The 15,972-nt window shown below is 64.2% G+C and carries 16 protein-coding genes and 1 riboswitch; of the genes, 3 read left to right on the forward strand and 13 right to left on the reverse strand.

Annotated elements, in window-relative coordinates:
- Positions 1-77 precede the first annotated feature (77 nt).
- The 6 genes from thiC to ABIA96_RS13000 all read right to left on the reverse strand — a co-directional run bounded on the left by thiC (position 78) and on the right by ABIA96_RS13000 (position 5,748).
- A complete protein-coding gene (thiC, locus tag ABIA96_RS12975; protein ID WP_354137438.1) occupies positions 78-1,976 on the reverse strand; it encodes a phosphomethylpyrimidine synthase ThiC in 1,899 nt (632 codons plus the stop codon).
- Positions 1,977-2,276: 300 nt separating this feature from the next.
- Positions 2,277-2,885: a thiamine phosphate synthase gene (locus ABIA96_RS12980; RefSeq protein ID WP_354137439.1), complete on the reverse strand. Its 609-nt coding sequence runs from the start codon at positions 2,883-2,885 to the stop codon at positions 2,277-2,279.
- On the reverse strand, positions 2,872-3,654 hold the full coding sequence (locus ABIA96_RS12985; RefSeq protein WP_354137440.1) for a thiazole synthase: 783 nt from the start codon (positions 3,652-3,654) through the stop codon (positions 2,872-2,874). The genes ABIA96_RS12980 and ABIA96_RS12985 overlap by 14 nt, the downstream gene beginning before the upstream one ends.
- Positions 3,655-3,829: 175 nt before the next feature.
- Positions 3,830-4,027, reverse strand: a complete 198-nt coding sequence (gene thiS / locus ABIA96_RS12990; protein ID WP_354137441.1) for a sulfur carrier protein ThiS — start codon at positions 4,025-4,027, stop codon at positions 3,830-3,832.
- Positions 4,018-5,028, reverse strand: coding sequence for an FAD-dependent oxidoreductase (locus ABIA96_RS12995; protein WP_354137442.1), 1,011 nt, complete (start codon positions 5,026-5,028; stop codon positions 4,018-4,020). The genes thiS and ABIA96_RS12995 overlap by 10 nt, the downstream gene beginning before the upstream one ends.
- Positions 5,016-5,161: riboswitch (TPP riboswitch) on the reverse strand. (Overlaps the previous gene by 13 nt.)
- A gap of 26 nt (positions 5,162-5,187) precedes the next feature.
- A complete protein-coding gene (locus tag ABIA96_RS13000; RefSeq protein WP_354137443.1) occupies positions 5,188-5,748 on the reverse strand; it encodes a transglycosylase SLT domain-containing protein in 561 nt (186 codons plus the stop codon).
- A gap of 247 nt (positions 5,749-5,995) precedes the next feature.
- On the opposite strand from ABIA96_RS13000, the gene ABIA96_RS13005 reads away from it, so the two are divergent.
- Entirely contained in the window at positions 5,996-6,211 is a 216-nt protein-coding gene (locus tag ABIA96_RS13005) for a hypothetical protein (protein WP_354137444.1), read from the forward strand.
- Positions 6,212-6,213: 2 nt separating this feature from the next.
- Here ABIA96_RS13005 and ABIA96_RS13010 read toward each other — a convergent pair whose 3' ends face one another.
- Together ABIA96_RS13010 and ABIA96_RS13015 are read right to left on the reverse strand one after the other, a co-directional pair.
- Positions 6,214-7,539, reverse strand: coding sequence for an ATP-binding protein (locus ABIA96_RS13010; protein ID WP_354137445.1), 1,326 nt, complete (start codon positions 7,537-7,539; stop codon positions 6,214-6,216).
- Positions 7,540-7,553: 14 nt separating this feature from the next.
- The gene (locus ABIA96_RS13015) at positions 7,554-8,294 is read right to left on the reverse strand and encodes a response regulator (RefSeq protein ID WP_354137446.1); all 741 of its coding nucleotides are present in this window, start codon (positions 8,292-8,294) and stop codon (positions 7,554-7,556) included.
- A 180-nt stretch (positions 8,295-8,474) separates the two neighbouring features.
- On the opposite strand from ABIA96_RS13015, the gene ABIA96_RS13020 reads away from it, so the two are divergent.
- Both ABIA96_RS13020 and ABIA96_RS13025 read left to right on the forward strand, forming a co-directional pair.
- Positions 8,475-9,056, forward strand: coding sequence for a hypothetical protein (locus ABIA96_RS13020; protein ID WP_354137447.1), 582 nt, complete (start codon positions 8,475-8,477; stop codon positions 9,054-9,056).
- A 216-nt stretch (positions 9,057-9,272) separates the two neighbouring features.
- Entirely contained in the window at positions 9,273-9,812 is a 540-nt protein-coding gene (locus ABIA96_RS13025; protein WP_354137448.1) for a PRC-barrel domain-containing protein, read from the forward strand.
- A 117-nt stretch (positions 9,813-9,929) separates the two neighbouring features.
- On the opposite strand, the gene ABIA96_RS13030 is transcribed toward ABIA96_RS13025, so the two are convergent.
- The 5 genes from ABIA96_RS13030 to ABIA96_RS13050 form a co-directional block, all read right to left on the reverse strand.
- Positions 9,930-11,138 (reverse strand): ABC transporter substrate-binding protein, encoded by a 1,209-nt coding sequence (locus ABIA96_RS13030; RefSeq protein WP_354137449.1) that lies wholly within the window; start codon positions 11,136-11,138, stop codon positions 9,930-9,932.
- Positions 11,139-11,423: 285 nt separating this feature from the next.
- Positions 11,424-12,254 carry an ABC transporter permease gene (locus tag ABIA96_RS13035; protein ID WP_354137450.1) on the reverse strand — a complete coding sequence of 277 codons (831 nt, stop codon included), beginning with the start codon at positions 12,252-12,254 and terminating at the stop codon, positions 11,424-11,426.
- Complete coding sequence (locus ABIA96_RS13040; protein ID WP_354137451.1) at positions 12,251-13,513, reverse strand: ABC transporter permease; 1,263 nt, start codon at positions 13,511-13,513, stop codon at positions 12,251-12,253. Before ABIA96_RS13040 ends, ABIA96_RS13035 begins: the two co-directional genes overlap by 4 nt.
- A gap of 227 nt (positions 13,514-13,740) precedes the next feature.
- Positions 13,741-14,790, reverse strand: coding sequence for an ABC transporter substrate-binding protein (locus ABIA96_RS13045; protein WP_354137452.1), 1,050 nt, complete (start codon positions 14,788-14,790; stop codon positions 13,741-13,743).
- Between the two features lie 71 nt (positions 14,791-14,861).
- Positions 14,862-15,971: an ABC transporter ATP-binding protein gene (locus ABIA96_RS13050; protein WP_354137453.1), complete on the reverse strand. Its 1,110-nt coding sequence runs from the start codon at positions 15,969-15,971 to the stop codon at positions 14,862-14,864.
- Position 15,972 lies beyond the last annotated feature (1 nt).

Genomic DNA, 15,972 nt, shown 5'->3' on the forward strand with positions numbered 1-15,972 from the left:
TCCTTGTGTCTTCGGTAGCTCTAGAAGTGCGGCGCCGACATTCTCGGCGGCGCCTGATAATAGAGTTACAGGGGCCCTCACAACACCCGATTGCTCTCCTTCACCTTCTCCGCATCCAGATACAAGTTCTCGCCCATCTCCTTGAACTTCGCGCTCATCTTCGCCATGCCGTCCTCGGCGGTGCCGCTCATGGACATACCGATGCCGTTCGGATCATTCAGCGTCGCCGCGTAATCCCGCACGTCCTGGGTGATCTTCATCGAGCAGAATTTTGGTCCGCACATCGAGCAGAAATGCGCGACCTTGTGGGCTTCCTTCGGCAGGGTTTCGTCGTGGAAGTTCTTCGCGGTGTCGGGATCGAGGCCGAGGTTGAACTGGTCGCTCCAGCGGAAGTCGAAACGGGCGCGGGAGAGCGCGTCGTCGCGGAGCTGTGCTGCCGGGTGGCCCTTGGCGAGATCGGACGCGTGCGCGGCAATCTTGTAGGTGATGACGCCGACCTTGACGTCGTTGCGGTCAGGGAGACCAAGATGCTCCTTCGGCGTGACGTAGCAGAGCATGGCGCAGCCGAACCAGCCGATCATGGCGGCACCGATGCCCGAGGTGATGTGGTCATAGCCCGGCGCGATGTCGGTGGTCAGGGGCCCGAGGGTGTAGAACGGCGCTTCGCCGCACTCCCTGAGCTGCTTGTCCATGTTGATCTTGATCTTGTGCATGGGAACATGGCCGGGGCCTTCGATCATGACCTGGCAGCCCTTGTCCCACGCGATCTTCGTCAGTTCGCCGAGCGTTTCCAGCTCCGCGAACTGCGCGCGATCGTTCGCGTCGGCGATCGAACCCGGACGCAGGCCGTCACCGAGCGAGAACGAGACGTCGTACTTGCGCATGAGGTCGCAGATCTCGTCGAAATGCGTATAGAGGAAGCTTTCCTTGTGATGCGCCAGGCACCACTTCGCCATGATCGAGCCGCCGCGCGACACGATGCCGGTGACGCGGCTGGCGGTGAGGTGGATGTATTGCAGGCGCACGCCGGCGTGGATGGTGAAATAGTCGACGCCCTGTTCGCACTGCTCCACCAGCGTGTCCCTGTAGAGCTCCCAGGTCAGCTTGACCGGATCGCCGTCGCACTTTTCCAGCGCCTGATAGATGGGAACGGTGCCGATCGGCACCGGCGCATTGCGCAGAATCCATTCGCGAGTGGTGTGGATGTTGCGTCCCGTCGAGAGGTCCATCACGGTGTCGGCGCCCCAGCGAATCGCCCACACCATCTTCTCGACCTCTTCCTCGACCGACGACGTCACCGCCGAGTTGCCGATATTGGCGTTGATTTTTGTGAGGAAGTTGCGGCCGATGATCATCGGCTCGAGTTCACTGTGGTTGATGTTGCAGGGGATGATGGCGCGGCCGCGCGCGATCTCGGAGCGCACGAACTCCGGGGTGATGAAGGCGGGGACTTCCGCGCCAAAGCTTTCGCCGTCGGCGAGCGCCGCTTCGGCGCGATCGAGCTGCTGCTTGCGGCCGAGATTTTCGCGGGCGGCGACGTAGATCATCTCCTTGGTGATGATGCCGGCGCGGGCGAATTCGAACTGGGTGATCTTGTGGCCGTCGAGGCCGCGTAGCGGCTGGTGATAGGCCGAGAAGGCGCGCGCGGCCTTGTCGGCGGAGACGCTGCCATTGTCCTCCGGCTTGATCTGCCGGCCCTGATATTCCTCGACGCCGCCGCGCTCCAGCACCCACGCCTTGCGCCCGCGTGCGAGACCGGCGTTGACGTCGATGGTCACGGACGGATCAGTGTAGGGGCCCGAGGTGTCGTACACCGGCAGGTTCGGCTCGCCGGCGCCTTCGGACAGGATGATCTCGCGCAAGGGCACGCGGATATCCGGCGCGGCGTCGGGCGAGGCGAAGATCTTTCGCGAGGAGGGCAGCGGGCCGGTGGTGACGGCGGGGACGGTCTTGTCGGGGTTGGAGCGGATGTTCATGGGATCCTCCGGTTTAATTCTGGTGTGCGATGTCTGATCTCGTCATCCTGAGGTGCGCGCCGTGCGGTGCATGTGCACCGCAGGGCGCGCCTCGAAGGATGAAAGAGCCGGGCTGTCGCCCTTCGAGGGCCGCTTGCGCGGCCACCTCAGGGTGACGGGATGGAGAGTGAGTGAGGTGGGCAGGCTTTTGCTCCGTCATTGCGAGGAGCACTTGCGACGAAGCAATCCAGACTGTCTCCTGTGAGAGACTCTGGATTGCTTCGCTTCGCTCGCAATGACGGGGGGAGAGAGGAGGGCGCATCACGCGGCCTCCTTCGCCTGGCCGAGCCATTGCCGCACCCGCGCATCCGGATCGACGTTCTGGGTGACGTCGCTGACGACGGCAATGGAATCCGCGCCTGCGGCAAAGATCTCCGCGGCTTGCTCGAACTTGATGCCGCCGATCGCGACCAGCGGGATGGTGCCGATACGCTTCTTCCATTCCGTGATTTTGGGAATGCCCTGCGGTTCGAAGCGCATCGACTTCAGCGTGGTGAAGAAGATCGGGCCGAGCGCGACGTAATCCGGCTTTGCCGCGAGCGCGGTGTCAAGCTCCGCCTCATCATGCGTGGAGACGCCGAGGGACAGGCCGGCCTCGCGGATGGCCGCGAGGTCGGCGTCGGCGAGATCCTCCTGGCCGAGATGCAGATACTTTGCGCCGGCGACGACCGCGGCGCGCCAATAGTCGTTCACGACCAATTTGGCTGGCGTGCCGTTCGTAATGGCGAGCGCATCAGTGACGATTTGCAGAGCCTGGGAGTCGTCGAGGTCTTTCGCGCGCAATTGAATCGTGCCGACGCCGAGCCTGGTCAGGCGTTCGACCCATTTGAGGCTGTCGACGACGGGATAGAAGCGATCAGGATACGGCATGCCAGAACGGGGTCCCAACGACAGGGGTGGAGGGGGAGGCGAAGTCGCGGGCGTTCATCAGCCCGGCTTCGTAAGCGGTGCGGCCGGCATCACAGCCGAGGCGGAAGGCGTTGGCCATGGCGACGGGATCGGCGGCTTTTGCGATCGCGGTGTTGAGCAGCACGGCGTCATAGCCGAGCTCGAGTGCTTCGGCCGCGTGCGAGGGCGCGCCGATGCCGGCGTCGACCACCAGCGTGATGTCGGGCAGCCGCTCGCGCATCAGTTTTAGCGCGTCGCGGTTGGTGATGCCTTTCGCGCTGCCGATGGGAGCTGCCCACGGCATCACGACCTTGCAGCCGGCGTCGACCAGGCGATTGGCGACCGAGAGATCCTCGCTGCAATAGGGGAACACCTCAAAGCCGTCCTTGATCAGGACGCTTGCTGCCTCGACCAGGCCGACGACGTCAGGCTGCAGCGTGTCGTTGTCGGCGATCACTTCCAGCTTGATCCAGGACGTGCCGAACAATTCGCGCGCGAGTTTTGCGGTGGTCACCGCTTCGCGCACGCTGCGGCAGCCGGCGGTGTTCGGAAGCACGGTGACGCCAAGCTCGCGGATCAGCTTCCAGAACGCGTCGCCGGTCTTGCCGCCGGCGGATTCGCGCCGCAGCGACACCGTGACGATGTTCGAGCCTGAGGCCCGGATCGCGTCCTGCATGATCGCAGGCGAGGGATAGAGCGCGCTGCCGATCAGCAGGCGGGAGGCGAATTGTTTGCCGTAGAAGGTCACCATGTCTGAGGTGTCTCCTTGAGTGACGGTGTCATCCCCGCCCTAGTGCGCAATTGCGCACGGGAGGCGGGGATCCAGTACTCCGCGGCGGCGCGGCTAGAATCGTGAAGCCGCGGCGTACTGGATCGCCCGGTCCAGCCGGGCGATGACAGCGGAATGTGTAGCGCCACCATGCCCTTCACCCTCCCTGCCGGGGCGTGATGATCTCGATCTCGTCGCCAGCCTTGAGATGGGTCTCGGCCCAGCGGCTTTTCGGCACGACGTCGTAATTGAGCGCGATCGCGAAATGGGTGCCCTCGTAGTCGAGCTCGCCGAGCAGCGCGTCGACGCTGGCGGCATTGATCTCGCGCTGCTCGCCGTTGATCATTACGCGCATTGCATCACCTCATTGTCGATCTGGCCGCGCTCGACATAGCCGAGCGTCAGCTCGGCGAGCGCCGGCGCGAGCAGGAAGCCGTGGCGGTAGAGCCCGTTGACGCTGATGTTGCCGCCGCGCACGCCGATGCGCGGCAGATTGTCGGGATAAGCGGGACGAAGGCCCGAGCCGAATTCGACGATGCGGGCCTCGCCGAAGGCGGGATGCACGGCATAGGCCGCGCCCAGCAGCTCCAGCGCCGAGCGGACGCTGACGCCGGTGTCCTCGGCTTCGATCGAGGTCGCACCCAGCATGAACAGATTGTCTTCGCGCGGGATGACGTAGAGCGGCCAGCGCGGATGGATCAGCCGCACCGGGCGCGCCAGCTGAACCTCGGGGGTCTCGATCAAAATCATCTCGCCCTTGACACCGCGAAGCTCGCTTTGTTCGTCGCGCGCGGACAGGCCGCGGCAGTCGATCACTAGACCGTCGAGATCGGCGGCGCTGACATCGCTGCCGAACTTGATGGTGCCACCGGCCGCGACGATGCGCTGATGCAGCTTCGGCAGCACGCGGCGCGGCTCGACATGGCCCTCGGTCGGAAAGAACAGCGCATCGCGAAAACGGCCTTCCAGCGACGGCTCGAGCGCGGCGAGACCGGCGGCATCGAGCCGGCGGTGGCCTTCGGTCATCCGCGCAAAGCGCTCGAAGTCGTTGCGCTCGCGCGGATGGGCCACGACGAGCGAGCCGTTGAAGGGGGTGTCGGGCAGCTCGCGCCGCCAGATGTCGAGCGAGCGCTGGCCGAGCCTGGAGATGACGGGTTCGGCGACCTCCGCCTCGCACCAGGGCGCGAGCATGCCGCCCGCCCAATGGCTGGTGGCGTCGGTCATGCCTGCGTCACCGCGCTCGTGGAGCGTCACGGAATGGCCGGCCTGCGCGAATAACAGCGCCTGCCAGGCGCCCGCTATGCCTGCACCGATGATGGATACCGGAGGATCCGGTCGCTTGGTCGTCTGCAACATCCCTGTCCCTTCGCCGGCATGACCCGGATCAGGTTCAAAGGGTCACCGCGGTCCTGGGAAGGCCTGCTGATTTGCAGACTTTGCCCATTTAGCGGTATCTCAGCTCCTCCTCGGAGCACCCCTCGGAACGACTCTAATGTAGGCTTGTGACGGCTGGTGTCAACGCGTTTGGCCGGGAACAGGGGACGACTTGAGCGCCTGCGCCCGCGCATTGCGGACGTGCTGGGAGAGCTTGCGATGCGGTGCGGCGCCGAACATCGGCTGCGGATTGCCGTTCGGCTCCAGCCAGGTCTCGGTGCTGGCCTCTTGCAGCATCGGCCGCTGGCGCTGATGCTTTGCAACGTAGTAATAGCCGCCCGCGAAATAACGCACGGCGCGGTCGTGGTCGCCATTGGCGGCGTGGTAGGCGCCGGCGAGGTACTTCACGGCATAGGTGAGATTGGTGTCGGGGTCGCGCAGGCCGGCGGCATCGCCGGTGTAGCCGAGGCCGCGGGCGGTCGCGAGCTTGATCTGCATCAGGCCGATCGTGCCGCCACGACCGACCAGGCCGGGCTGATAGCGGCTTTCGCGCATGATGACACGATGCACCAGCACTTCCGGTACGCCATTGGCGCGCGCATGGGCCGCGACCATCTCGGCATACTCGGCCTGGCCTGCGAATGCAGCCTGCGGCGACACCAGTCCGGCCGCGACGAACGCGGCAATGCGTAAAATTTTCATCGGATATTCCGGAATGCCTGAGTGGTAATTTTCAAGTGGCCTGACCCGGTTGCCGTTAGGCCTCCGGAACCCGGCGATGATGTGACCAAACGCCGCCGTTAAACGATTTGGCGGCACCGAGCCGTCAATACGACTCCATGCTGGCGCAGGAGTTCCCTCACGCGGACCAACTCGCGACAGCAGGCCTGTCTATTCGCGCAAGCGCGCGAAAGCGAGTATGAAGCGCCTGCGAATAGGGAGAGGTGCCATGACAAAAACAACCATGGTCAAAACCCACACCAGCGATGTCCCCAGACATAACCCCTGTGCCCAGTGCGGCGCGCCGATCGCGCAGCCCGACTGGATCGAGCCGGGCGAGGGACGGGTCTCCTATCTCTGGAATTGCCACGCCTGCGGCTATCGCTTCGAGGCGATCGCGATCTTCGACGAGCCCGCCGTCGAATATCCGCCGCTCGCGGCCTGAGGTTAAGCCGCCAGCCGCGGCTGCTGCCACACCGGCAATTGCATCCGCACGATCAGCCCGTGCGGCTGGCGGTCGTGCAGCGACAACTCGCCGCCATGGGCGATCGCGATCGCGCGCGCGATCGACAGGCCGAGGCCGAAGCCGGTGGAATCGTCCATGGTGCGCGCGTCGTCGCCGCGCACGAACGGCTCCAGCATCTCCTGCTTGCGCGCGTCCGAAATGCCGGGGCCGTCGTCCTCGACGTCGATGACGAGTTTCGTGCCGGCGATATCGAGGCGGATCGTCACCTCGGCGCCGAAGCGCACCGCGTTCTCGACGAGGTTGGTGACGCCGCGATGCAGATCGTCGGGCCGCGCGGCGGCGGTCGCCGATGTCGGGCCGTCGTAATGCACGACATGGCCCATGTCGCCGAACTGGTCGGCGATGAGCTGCAATGTGCTCGCGATATCGACCAGCGTCACCGCCTCGATCTTGCGGTCGTTGCGCAGCAGCGACAGCACGCTTTCGAGCATCGAACGCATCTGGTCGAGGTCGATCAGCATGCGCTTGCGGTTGCCCTCGTCCTCGATGAACTCGGCGCGCAGGCGCGGCCGCGTGATCGGGGTGCGCAGATCGTGGCTGATCGCCGCCAGCATTCTGGTGCGATCCGACATCAGCCCCGCGATCCGTTCATGCATGCGGTTGAACGCGCGGGCCACCGAGCGGATTTCCTCCGGGCCGCGCTCGGGCAGGGGTTCTGCTCCGCCGTCCAGGCTGAAATTCTCGGCCGCCTTGGCAAAGGACGACAAAGGCGTCGCCAGCGCGCGCGCCGCCCACAGGCCGAGCACGCTGATGGAGATAAAGGCGGTCATCAGCGTCACCAGCCACGGCGCGCCCCAGAACCACGGACGCGGACCGTTCTCGACATGGCCCGCGATCATGGTGCCGTCAGGCAGGATCACGCCGATGCGGTGGGCGTTGCCCTCGGGCGTGAGCTGCACCACCTTGTAGCCGCGGCCGAGATGGCGGCGGAGCCCGTGCAGGTGCTGGCTTTCGCTGTCCTCGATCACTGTCGCCGTGCTTGGCGCTGATGTCTCGATGTCGAGCTTCGGGAAGGCGCGGGCGAGATCTGCGATCAGGCGCGGCCGCTCATCCGGCTTGGCCGAGCCGAGCAGCAGCGCTGCATCCGCCAATTGCGGCGCGCCATCGGGCGGCACGTCCGGACGATCGGGCCGGGTGATCAGGAAGGCGGTGGTGACGACGAGATGCAGCGCGACGGTCGAAGCCAGCACCAGCGCCGCGATCTGCCCGCCGATGCCCTTGAGGTGGAAGAACCCGAACGGCCTCATCGTCGCACGCCCCGTCAGTTGGTCAGGGCCGTCGTAACCGCTTCCGTTCGAGGCGTAAACAGATAGCCGCCGGAACGCACCGTCTTGATGATGGTGGGGTCGGCCGAATTGGGTTCGATCTTGCGGCGGATGCGGCTGACCAGCACGTCGATGGAGCGCTCGAACGAGCCGGTGTTGCGGCCCTGCGTGAGGTCGAGCAGGCTGTCGCGTGACAGCACGCGGCCGGGTCGTTCGCAGAACGTCCTGAGCAAGTCGAACTCGGCGCTGGTCACGGCGACGCGCGCGCCTTCCGGATTGCGCAGCTCGCGCAGCCGCAAATCGATGCGCCAGCCATCGAAGGCGAGCGTCGAGGCGCCCTCGATCGAGCTCGCGGCCTGTGCCGAAGCCTGACGCCGCAGCACCGCATTGATGCGGGCGAGCAGCTCGCGCGGGTTGAACGGCTTCGACAGATAATCGTCTGCGCCCATCTCGAGGCCGACGATGCGGTCGACATCCTCACCACGCGCGGTCAGCATGATGATCGGCGTCTGCGCTTCCGCACGTACCTTGCGGCACAGGCTGAGACCGTCCTCGCCGGGCAGCATGACGTCGAGAATGATGAGATCGACGCGGTGGTTGGCCATGGCACGCGACATCTCGCGGCCGTCGCTCACGGCGGTCACGTTGCAGGAGTTGTTGCGCAGGTACTTGGCAATCAACGTCCGGGTTTCGCGGTCGTCCTCGACGACCAGGATGTTGGGAGAAGGAATGGCCATGAGCTTTGTTTGTCCAAGATTCGGGCCAAAAGGCGAAGATTTTTGTTTCAGTTTGTTTCCGAATGGATTTCCGCAACCCCCCGCAACGACCGCGTTGCCGTACGGCAAGGTCTCGTTAAGGCCGTTAACCATACCGTGGCGTGATCAAGCAAGAAACCCCGCAAAAACCACGGAGCCATCATGACCTCGATTTCGGCGGCCTCCGCCGGCACCTACCAGTCTCCGCTGCAAAAGCTGCAGCAGGAATTGCAATCGGAAGTCTCGGACGGCACGATTTCGTCGTCGGACCAGTCCGCCCTCACCACCGCCCTGCAGGACATCGACACGTCGCTCCAGCAGAGCAAGTCCAGCGACCAGTCCAGCGGCACCACGCCGTCCAAGGACGGTCTGAAGTCGAAGATCGACGATCTCATCTCCAGCGAGGTCTCGAACGGGACGCTGACGTCGGATCAGGCCGACGAGCTGAAGGGCGTGTTTCAGTCCGCCTTCGGCAAGGGGCCCGGCGGTCCCGGCGGCGCGCATGGTGCAGGCGGCCCGCCGCCCGGTCCGCCGCCCTCGGATGACGGCTCTTCGGATTCGTCGTCCACGGATTCGACGAGCAGCAGCTCGACCGATAGCAGCACGGCGAAGATCCTCGAGCAGTTCCTCCAGGCGCTGCAGCAATCGCAGTCCTCGGCGAGCTCATCCTACAGCGCGAGCGGCACGGCGAGCTCGGCGAGCAGCACGGACATCTCCGCGCTTCTGATCGACTATCAGAGCTGACCTGTGCGACGCGGGTTGGCGCGTTCCTCGCCGCGATCATGCTTCACCCAGGGCGCGTGATCGTCGGCGGGGAACCGCACAACGTTGCTGTGTAACGCAGGAACTTTCTCGCAACGCAGCGCCGAAATGGCGCGACGAAATTGCCGCAGCACAGGAACTGCGGGTGATCGTGGATGTTCTCTCCGCACAAGTTTTCTGCTGAAGGAGAGGACAACAATGTTGATGAAATCAATCGCCGCCGGTCTTGCCGGCACCGCCCTGCTTGCGACCGTTGCGTTTGCGCAAAACCCGACCACCACTACCGACAAGTCGCCAACCGCGGCCACCACCGCGACGACGACAACCACGACCGCGTCGGGCGAGTGGCGCGCGTCCAAAATGGCCGGCTTGAAGATCTACAACGACGCCAACGAAAACATCGGCTCGATCAACGACCTGCTGATGGACAAGAGCGGCGCCGTGAAGATCGCGGTCATCGGCGTCGGCGGCTTCCTCGGCATGGGCGAGCATCTCGTCGCGGTGCCGTTTGAGAAGCTGAAATTCGTCAACGAGGCGGTGGCTTACACCGGCACCGGCACCAAGCCCGCCGCGACCACGACGACAGGTGCTGCGACCGGCACCGAGAAGACCACGACAACCACGACGACCACCAACACCGCGACGTCGTCCTCATCCAAATGGTATCCGGACCACGCCGTGTTCAACGCCACCAAGGATCAGCTGAAGAGCATGCCCGAGTTCAAGTACTCGGAGTAATGCGCATCGCGTGATGTCCTAAACGAAGCGCGCCCGGTTTTCACCGGGCGCGCTCTCGTGTTTTCACTTTCCGTCATTGCGAGGAGCCACCCGGAATGACGGAGGATGAATTCAGGCTCACTTCACCAGCGGGCAGCCGCCCTTGTCGAGCGGGCGGAAGGCTTCGTCGCCGGGCACGGTGGCGATCAGCTTGTAGAGGTCCCACTCGCCCTTGGACTCTTCCGGCTTCTTCACCTCGAACAGATACATGTCGTGGACCATGCGGCCGTCGATGCGGATCTTGCCGTTCTTGGCGAAGAAGTCGTTGATCGGCGTCTTGCGCATCTGCTCCATTACCTTCGGCGCTTCGTCGGTCTTGATGGCCTCGATCGCCTTCAGATAGTGCATTGTTGCGGAATAAAGCCCGGCCTGGATCATGGTCGGCATGTGGCCGACCTTCTCGTTGAAACGCTTGGAGAAGGCCCGCGTCTCGTCGTTCGTGTCCCAGTAGAAGGCGTCGGTGATGATCAGGCCTTGTGTCGCCTTGATGCCGAGCGAATGAACGTCGGTGATCTCCATGAGCAGGGCGATCATCTTCTGGCCGCCCTGAACGAGTCCGAACTCGGCCGCCTGCTTCAGCGCATTGGTGGTGTCACCGCCGGCATTGGCCAGCGCGACCACCTTGGCCTTGGAAGCCTGCGCCTGAAGCAGGAAGGAGGAGAAGTCCGACGAGTTCAGCGGATGGCGGACGTCGCCGAGCACCTTGCCGCCGCTCTCCTTGACGACGTTGGCAGCGTCGCGCTCGAGCGCCTGTCCGAAGGCGTAGTCCGCGGTGATGAAGAACCAGGTGTCCTCGCCGCGCTTCACCATCGCCTTGCCGGCGACGTTCGACAGCGCATAGGTGTCGTAGGTCCAGTGCACCGTGTTGGGCGAGCAGGCGACGCCCGTGATGTCGGAGGAGCCGCCGCCGGAATTGATGTTGATCTTGTTCTTCTCGCGCGTCAGCGCCGAGATCGGCAGCGCGACAGATGACGTCGGCACATCGAGGACCGCGTCCACCTTCTCGTTGTCGTACCAGTTGCGGGCGATATTGACGCCGACGTCGGGCTTGTTCTGGTGGTCGGCGGAAACGATCTGGATCGGAACGCCCGCGACCTTGCCGCCGTAATCGGCGACGGCCATCTCGACAGCGGCCAGCGAGCCCTTGCCTGTGGCGTCGGCATAAAGGCTCGACATGTCCGTGAGCACGCCGAGCTTGACGACGCTGTCGGAAATCTGCGCCTGCGCCGCACCGCAGGTTGCGGCGATGGCGAAGCTGGCCGCGACGGCGGCGATGAGTTTCTGCATATCGTTCTCTCCCTCAGCCTTGTTGTTTGGGCTTTGTTGCGGGGACTGTTCTAGCGACAAACCGTCCTGGGGGCAAAGCCAGGGAGGCGTGAGGAGAAGTGGGAAATAAGTAGGGGGTGGCGGTGTTCTTGCCCTCGCCCCTTGCGGGAGAGGGTGGCTCGTCGCGAAGCGGCGAGACGGGTGAGGGTTCTATCCTCACGGACACTCTTGCGAACGGAGAGAACCCCTCATCCGGCGCTTCGCGCCACCTTCTCCCGCAAGGGGAGAAGGAAGAAGAACCCCCGCTCAGGCGCTGCTGCCCTTGAGCCGTTCATTGCGCCGGCGCAGGACTTCCAGGGTGGCGAGGAGGATGACTGAGACCGTTGTCAGGATCACCGCGGCTGCGGTGATGGTCGGGCTGATGTTCTCGCGGATGCCACTGAACATCTCGCGTGGCAGGGTGCGCTGCTCGGGGCCTGCCATGAACAGCACGATCACCACCTCGTCGAAGCTGGTCGCGAAGGCGAACAGCGCACCGGACGCCACGCCGGGCAGGATCAGCGGCAAGATCACGCGGCGGAAGGCTTGAAGCGGCGATGCGCCGAGTGAGGCGGCGGCGCGTGCCAGATTGGTGTCGAAGCTTTGCAGCGTCGCGCCGACCGTGATCACCACGAAGGGCGTCGCCAGCGCGGTGTGAGCCAGGATCAAGCCGAGATAGCTGCCGGTCAGTCCAATCGGCGCGAAGAAGAAATACAGACCGACCGCGGTGATGACACCGGGCACGACGACCGGCGACAGCACGAAAGCCAGCACCAGCGGTTTGAACCGGCTCTTCCACTGCGCGAGCCCGAGTGCTGCCAGCGTGCCAAGCACCATCGACAGCGCGGTCGAGGCGACGCCGATGATCATGCTGTTCTTCAGCGAATTCATCCAGCGCGGCGAACTGATGAAGTCGTCGTACCAGCGCAAGGAGAGGCCCGGCAGCGGATAGGTCAGGTAGGAGCCCGAGCTGAAGGACAGGGGCATGATCGCAAGAATCGGCGCGATCAGGAAGACGAACACCAGCGTGGAGATGACGATGGTCGCGGTCCACGCGATGCGCTGGCTGGGCGTGCGCAGGGAAGAATGATCGCTCAATTCTTCATGCCTCCCGTGACCTGCTGGCCCTGCACCAGCTTGCCGTAGACGAGAGCGAGCAGGACAGTGGCCAGCAGCAGCACAGCCCCCAGCGCAGAGGCAAGGCCCCAATTGGCGGTCTCGGTCGTGTAGAGCGCGATGAAGTAGCTGATCATCTGATCGGCGGCGCCCCCTACCAATGCCGGTGTGATGTAGTAGCCGAGCGCCAGGATGAAGACGAGCAGGCTCCCCGCGCCGATGCCGGGCAGGGTTTGCGGCAGGTAGATCCGCATGAAGGCGGTGAGGGGCGGCGCGCCGAGCGAGGCGGCGGCGCGCATGTAGGCAGGCGAGATCGCCTTCATGCTGCTGTAGAGCGGCAGGATCATGAACGGCAGGAGAACGTGGGTCATGGCCACGCAGACACCGAAGCGGTTGTAGATCAGGCGCAACGGCTCGTCGATGATGCCAAGCCAGTGCAGGCTGTCGTTCACGACGCCTTTGCTCTGCAGCAGCACGATCCATGCGCAGGTGCGGACCAGAAGCGAGGTCCAGAACGGCAGCAGCACGAAGATCATCAGCAGGTTCGACCGGCCCGGCGGCAGCGTCGCCAGCAGGTATGCGACCGGGAAGCCAAGGAACAGGCAGAGTATCGTGACGCTGAAGCTGATGAGGAATGTGCGGGCGAAAACTTCGCGGTAGATGGCCTGATCCGGCGGGGCCGCGACGATCGCGCCGTCCGCGTTCCGTGTCAGGTCGAGCGCCGCCAGAAGGTAGAATCCGGTCACCGGGCCACCGGCATCCTTGATCGTCGTCCAGGTGGCGCGTTCGCGCCAGGCTGGGTTGATCTTGCCCAGTGCATCCCTGGCCGTGCCGGGCTCCGGCGCCGCCTTCAGATTGCGTGCCGTGCTGGTCAGGATGGTGCGGAATCCGTTCTGTGCATAGTTGAGCCGTTTGGCCGCGATGGCGATGGTGCCGGAAGCGCGCGCCGCCGCGATGTCGCTTGCCAGCGCCGAATAGGTCTTTTCGTCCGGCAGGTCCTTGCCGTCCCAATCGGCGAGAGCAGCGATGGTTTGAGGCAGAACCCGACGCACCTCGCGGTCATCGACAGCGCGCCACAACATGCCGGCGATCGGGCCTGCGAAAGTGAAGAGCAGAAACAGCAGAAGCGGCAGAACCAGAGCCAGCGCTTTCATCTGGCGCGCGCGTTCCGCACGCTTCAGGCGGCGCTTGAGCGGCACTTCGGTTGACGCATTGGCGCCTGTCAGGGACGCTGCTGTCATGAGGAGAGCCTCTTTGACCCGCGGCCTGAGCGCGCGCCTCGTCCTTCGAGACGACCGCTTCGCGGTCTCCTCAGGATGAGGCTCATCGACATCAGTGCCTGTAAAGTCGCTGCCACAGAGTCAGACCTCATCCTGAGGGCCCGCCGTAGGCGGGCGTCTCGAAGGATGCGCCGCGGGCGAGCTATCCGCCACGTTTCGCCTGCGCCGCACGCCGGTTCAGTCGCGCGCTATTTCGCGGCCCATTTGTTGAAGCGCTCGGTCAGGCGGTCGATGTTCTCGAGCCAGAACGCAACGTTGATCTCGACTGCGTTCTTGATGTTGTCGGGCGCCGTCGGCAGGTCCTTGAGAACGGCGGGCTGCAGCTTGGCGGCTGCGTCCTTGTTCGTGGTGCCATAGGCAATATTCTCCGACAGTTTTGACTGGTTCTCAGCCTTGCCTGCGAAGTCCAGGAACTTGTAGGCCGCGTCCTTGTTCGGGCTGCCCTTCAGGATGACCCAGCTGTCGAGGGTGAAGAGCGCCCCGTCCCACACCATGCCGAAATTCTTCTTCTCGTTCTTGTTCGCGGTGTCGATGCGGCCATTGTAGACCGAGGTCATCGCCACCTCGCCGGAGGCGAGCAATTGCGGCGGCTGAGCGCCCGCCTTCCACCAGACGATGTCGCTCTTGATCGTGTCGAGCTTCTTGAATGCGCGCTCGACGCCCTCGTCGGTCGCCAGCACCTTGTAGACGTCCTTTGGTGCGACGCCGTCGGCCATGAGCGCGATCTCGAGCGTGGTCTTCGGGCCCTGACGCAAGCCGCGCTTGCCTGGAATCTTCTTGGTGTCGAAGAAGTCGGCCCAGCCTTTGGGCGCGTCCTTCAGCTTGTCCTTGTCGTAGCCGAGCACGAAATCATAGAGGATGGCGCCAACGCCGCAGGGATTGACCGACGGCGGTATGTAGGCGGCCTCGCCTCCAATTTTGGAATAGTCCAGCTTCTCGAACAGGCCTTCCTCGCAGCCGACCGCGAGTTCGTCGCTCTCGACCTGGACGAGGTCCCAGGTGGCGGCGCCACCCTGCACCTTGGCGCGCAATACGCCGACGCCGCCGTCCCAGGACTCGTCGTTCATCGGAATGCCGGCTGCCTTCTTGAACGGCTCGAAATAGACCTTCTTTTGCGCGTCCTGATACGCGCCGCCCCACGACACGACGGTGAGGTCACGCGCATGCGCAACCGTGGCCAGTGCAGCGCTGGCGCTGAACGCCGCGGCGAAACCCAGTGCAATGTTGCGCTTCAGCATGGTCTTTATTCCTTCTTCATGTGAGTTGCGTTGAAGTTGATCGATGCAGGTCTGCTTGCATCGAACTTGGATCAGACGGGATCGAGGGCCAGACAGTCCTCGGGGCGGAATGTGATGAACACGCTTTCACCGTGTGCGAGGCTTTCATGCGCTCCCGGCTGAAGCTTGACCATGAACTCGGCGTTCCCTGAGACATCGAGCACGGCCAGCGCATGGTCGCCGAGATAGATGGTGTTCTGCACTTTGGCCGGCAGGCGGTTCGGCCCCTCGCTGGAGCCGCCATCCGGAACAATGTCGATCCGCTCCGGCCGCACTGAGAGCGAGGTCGACGCGCCCGCGCCTGAGACATTGACCGCTCGCGCGGTCACGGCGCCGCCACCAGCCAGCGCGACGCGGCAATATTGCTTGTCGATCGTCTCGACGGTGCCGGCAAGCACGTTGTTCTCGCCGACGAAGTTGGCGACGAAACTGTTGACCGGATGCTCATACAGCGCGTCGGGCCTGTCGATCTGCTGCACGATGCCGTCGTTGAACACGGCGATGCGGTCCGACATGGTGAGCGCTTCGCTCTGGTCGTGGGTGACATAGACGACGGTAATGCCCATCGTCTCGTGCAGTTGCTTGATCTCCAATTGCATCTGCTCTCGCAGACGTTTGTCCAGCGCACCCAGAGGCTCGTCCATCAGCACGAGCTGCGGGTTGAAGACCAGGGCGCGGGCCAGCGCCACGCGCTGCTGCTGACCGCCGGACAGTTGCCCGGGCCGCCGCTGCGCCAGGGTTTCCATCTTGATCATGCGCAGCGCCGCTTTGACGCGCTCCTGCACGTCCGCCTTGTTGATTTTGCGCACAGAGAGCGGAAAGGCGACGTTCTCCGCGATCGTCAGGTGCGGAAACAGGGCATAGTTCTGGAACACCATGCCGATGTCGCGCTTGTGCGGCGGCATGTGCTTGATCGGCCGTTCCGCGAGGTAGATTTCGCCCTGGGTCGGAACCTCGAAGCCAGCCAGCATCATCAGCGTGGTCGTCTTGCCCGAGCCCGAGGGGCCGAGCAGGGTGATGAACTCGCCCTTCCTGATGTCGAGATCGAGGTTCTTCACCACGAGATGCTCGCCATCATAAGTCTTCTGAATGCCGGAAAAGCGCACCAGTGCCGGCGCAGGCGTGACCATGCCGGCTTCCATG

It is taken from the genome of Bradyrhizobium sp. LB11.1, from assembly GCF_040549385.1.
GTDB lineage: Bacteria > Pseudomonadota > Alphaproteobacteria > Rhizobiales > Xanthobacteraceae > Bradyrhizobium.

Coding starts and splice junctions, on each gene's coding strand:
- thiC (WP_354137438.1), bottom strand. CDS start 1,976: ATGAACATCCGCTCCAACCCCGACAAGACCGTCCCCGCCGTCACCACC.
- ABIA96_RS12980 (WP_354137439.1), bottom strand. CDS start 2,885: ATGCCGTATCCTGATCGCTTCTATCCCGTCGTCGACAGCCTCAAATGG.
- ABIA96_RS12985 (WP_354137440.1), bottom strand. CDS start 3,654: ATGGTGACCTTCTACGGCAAACAATTCGCCTCCCGCCTGCTGATCGGC.
- thiS (WP_354137441.1), bottom strand. CDS start 4,027: ATGCGCGTAATGATCAACGGCGAGCAGCGCGAGATCAATGCCGCCAGC.
- ABIA96_RS12995 (WP_354137442.1), bottom strand. CDS start 5,028: ATGTTGCAGACGACCAAGCGACCGGATCCTCCGGTATCCATCATCGGT.
- ABIA96_RS13000 (WP_354137443.1), bottom strand. CDS start 5,748: ATGAAAATTTTACGCATTGCCGCGTTCGTCGCGGCCGGACTGGTGTCG.
- ABIA96_RS13005 (WP_354137444.1), top strand. CDS start 5,996: ATGACAAAAACAACCATGGTCAAAACCCACACCAGCGATGTCCCCAGA.
- ABIA96_RS13010 (WP_354137445.1), bottom strand. CDS start 7,539: ATGAGGCCGTTCGGGTTCTTCCACCTCAAGGGCATCGGCGGGCAGATC.
- ABIA96_RS13015 (WP_354137446.1), bottom strand. CDS start 8,294: ATGGCCATTCCTTCTCCCAACATCCTGGTCGTCGAGGACGACCGCGAA.
- ABIA96_RS13020 (WP_354137447.1), top strand. CDS start 8,475: ATGACCTCGATTTCGGCGGCCTCCGCCGGCACCTACCAGTCTCCGCTG.
- ABIA96_RS13025 (WP_354137448.1), top strand. CDS start 9,273: ATGTTGATGAAATCAATCGCCGCCGGTCTTGCCGGCACCGCCCTGCTT.
- ABIA96_RS13030 (WP_354137449.1), bottom strand. CDS start 11,138: ATGCAGAAACTCATCGCCGCCGTCGCGGCCAGCTTCGCCATCGCCGCA.
- ABIA96_RS13040 (WP_354137451.1), bottom strand. CDS start 13,513: ATGACAGCAGCGTCCCTGACAGGCGCCAATGCGTCAACCGAAGTGCCG.
- ABIA96_RS13045 (WP_354137452.1), bottom strand. CDS start 14,790: ATGCTGAAGCGCAACATTGCACTGGGTTTCGCCGCGGCGTTCAGCGCC.
- ABIA96_RS13050 (WP_354137453.1), bottom strand. CDS start 15,971: ATGGAAGCCGGCATGGTCACGCCTGCGCCGGCACTGGTGCGCTTTTCC.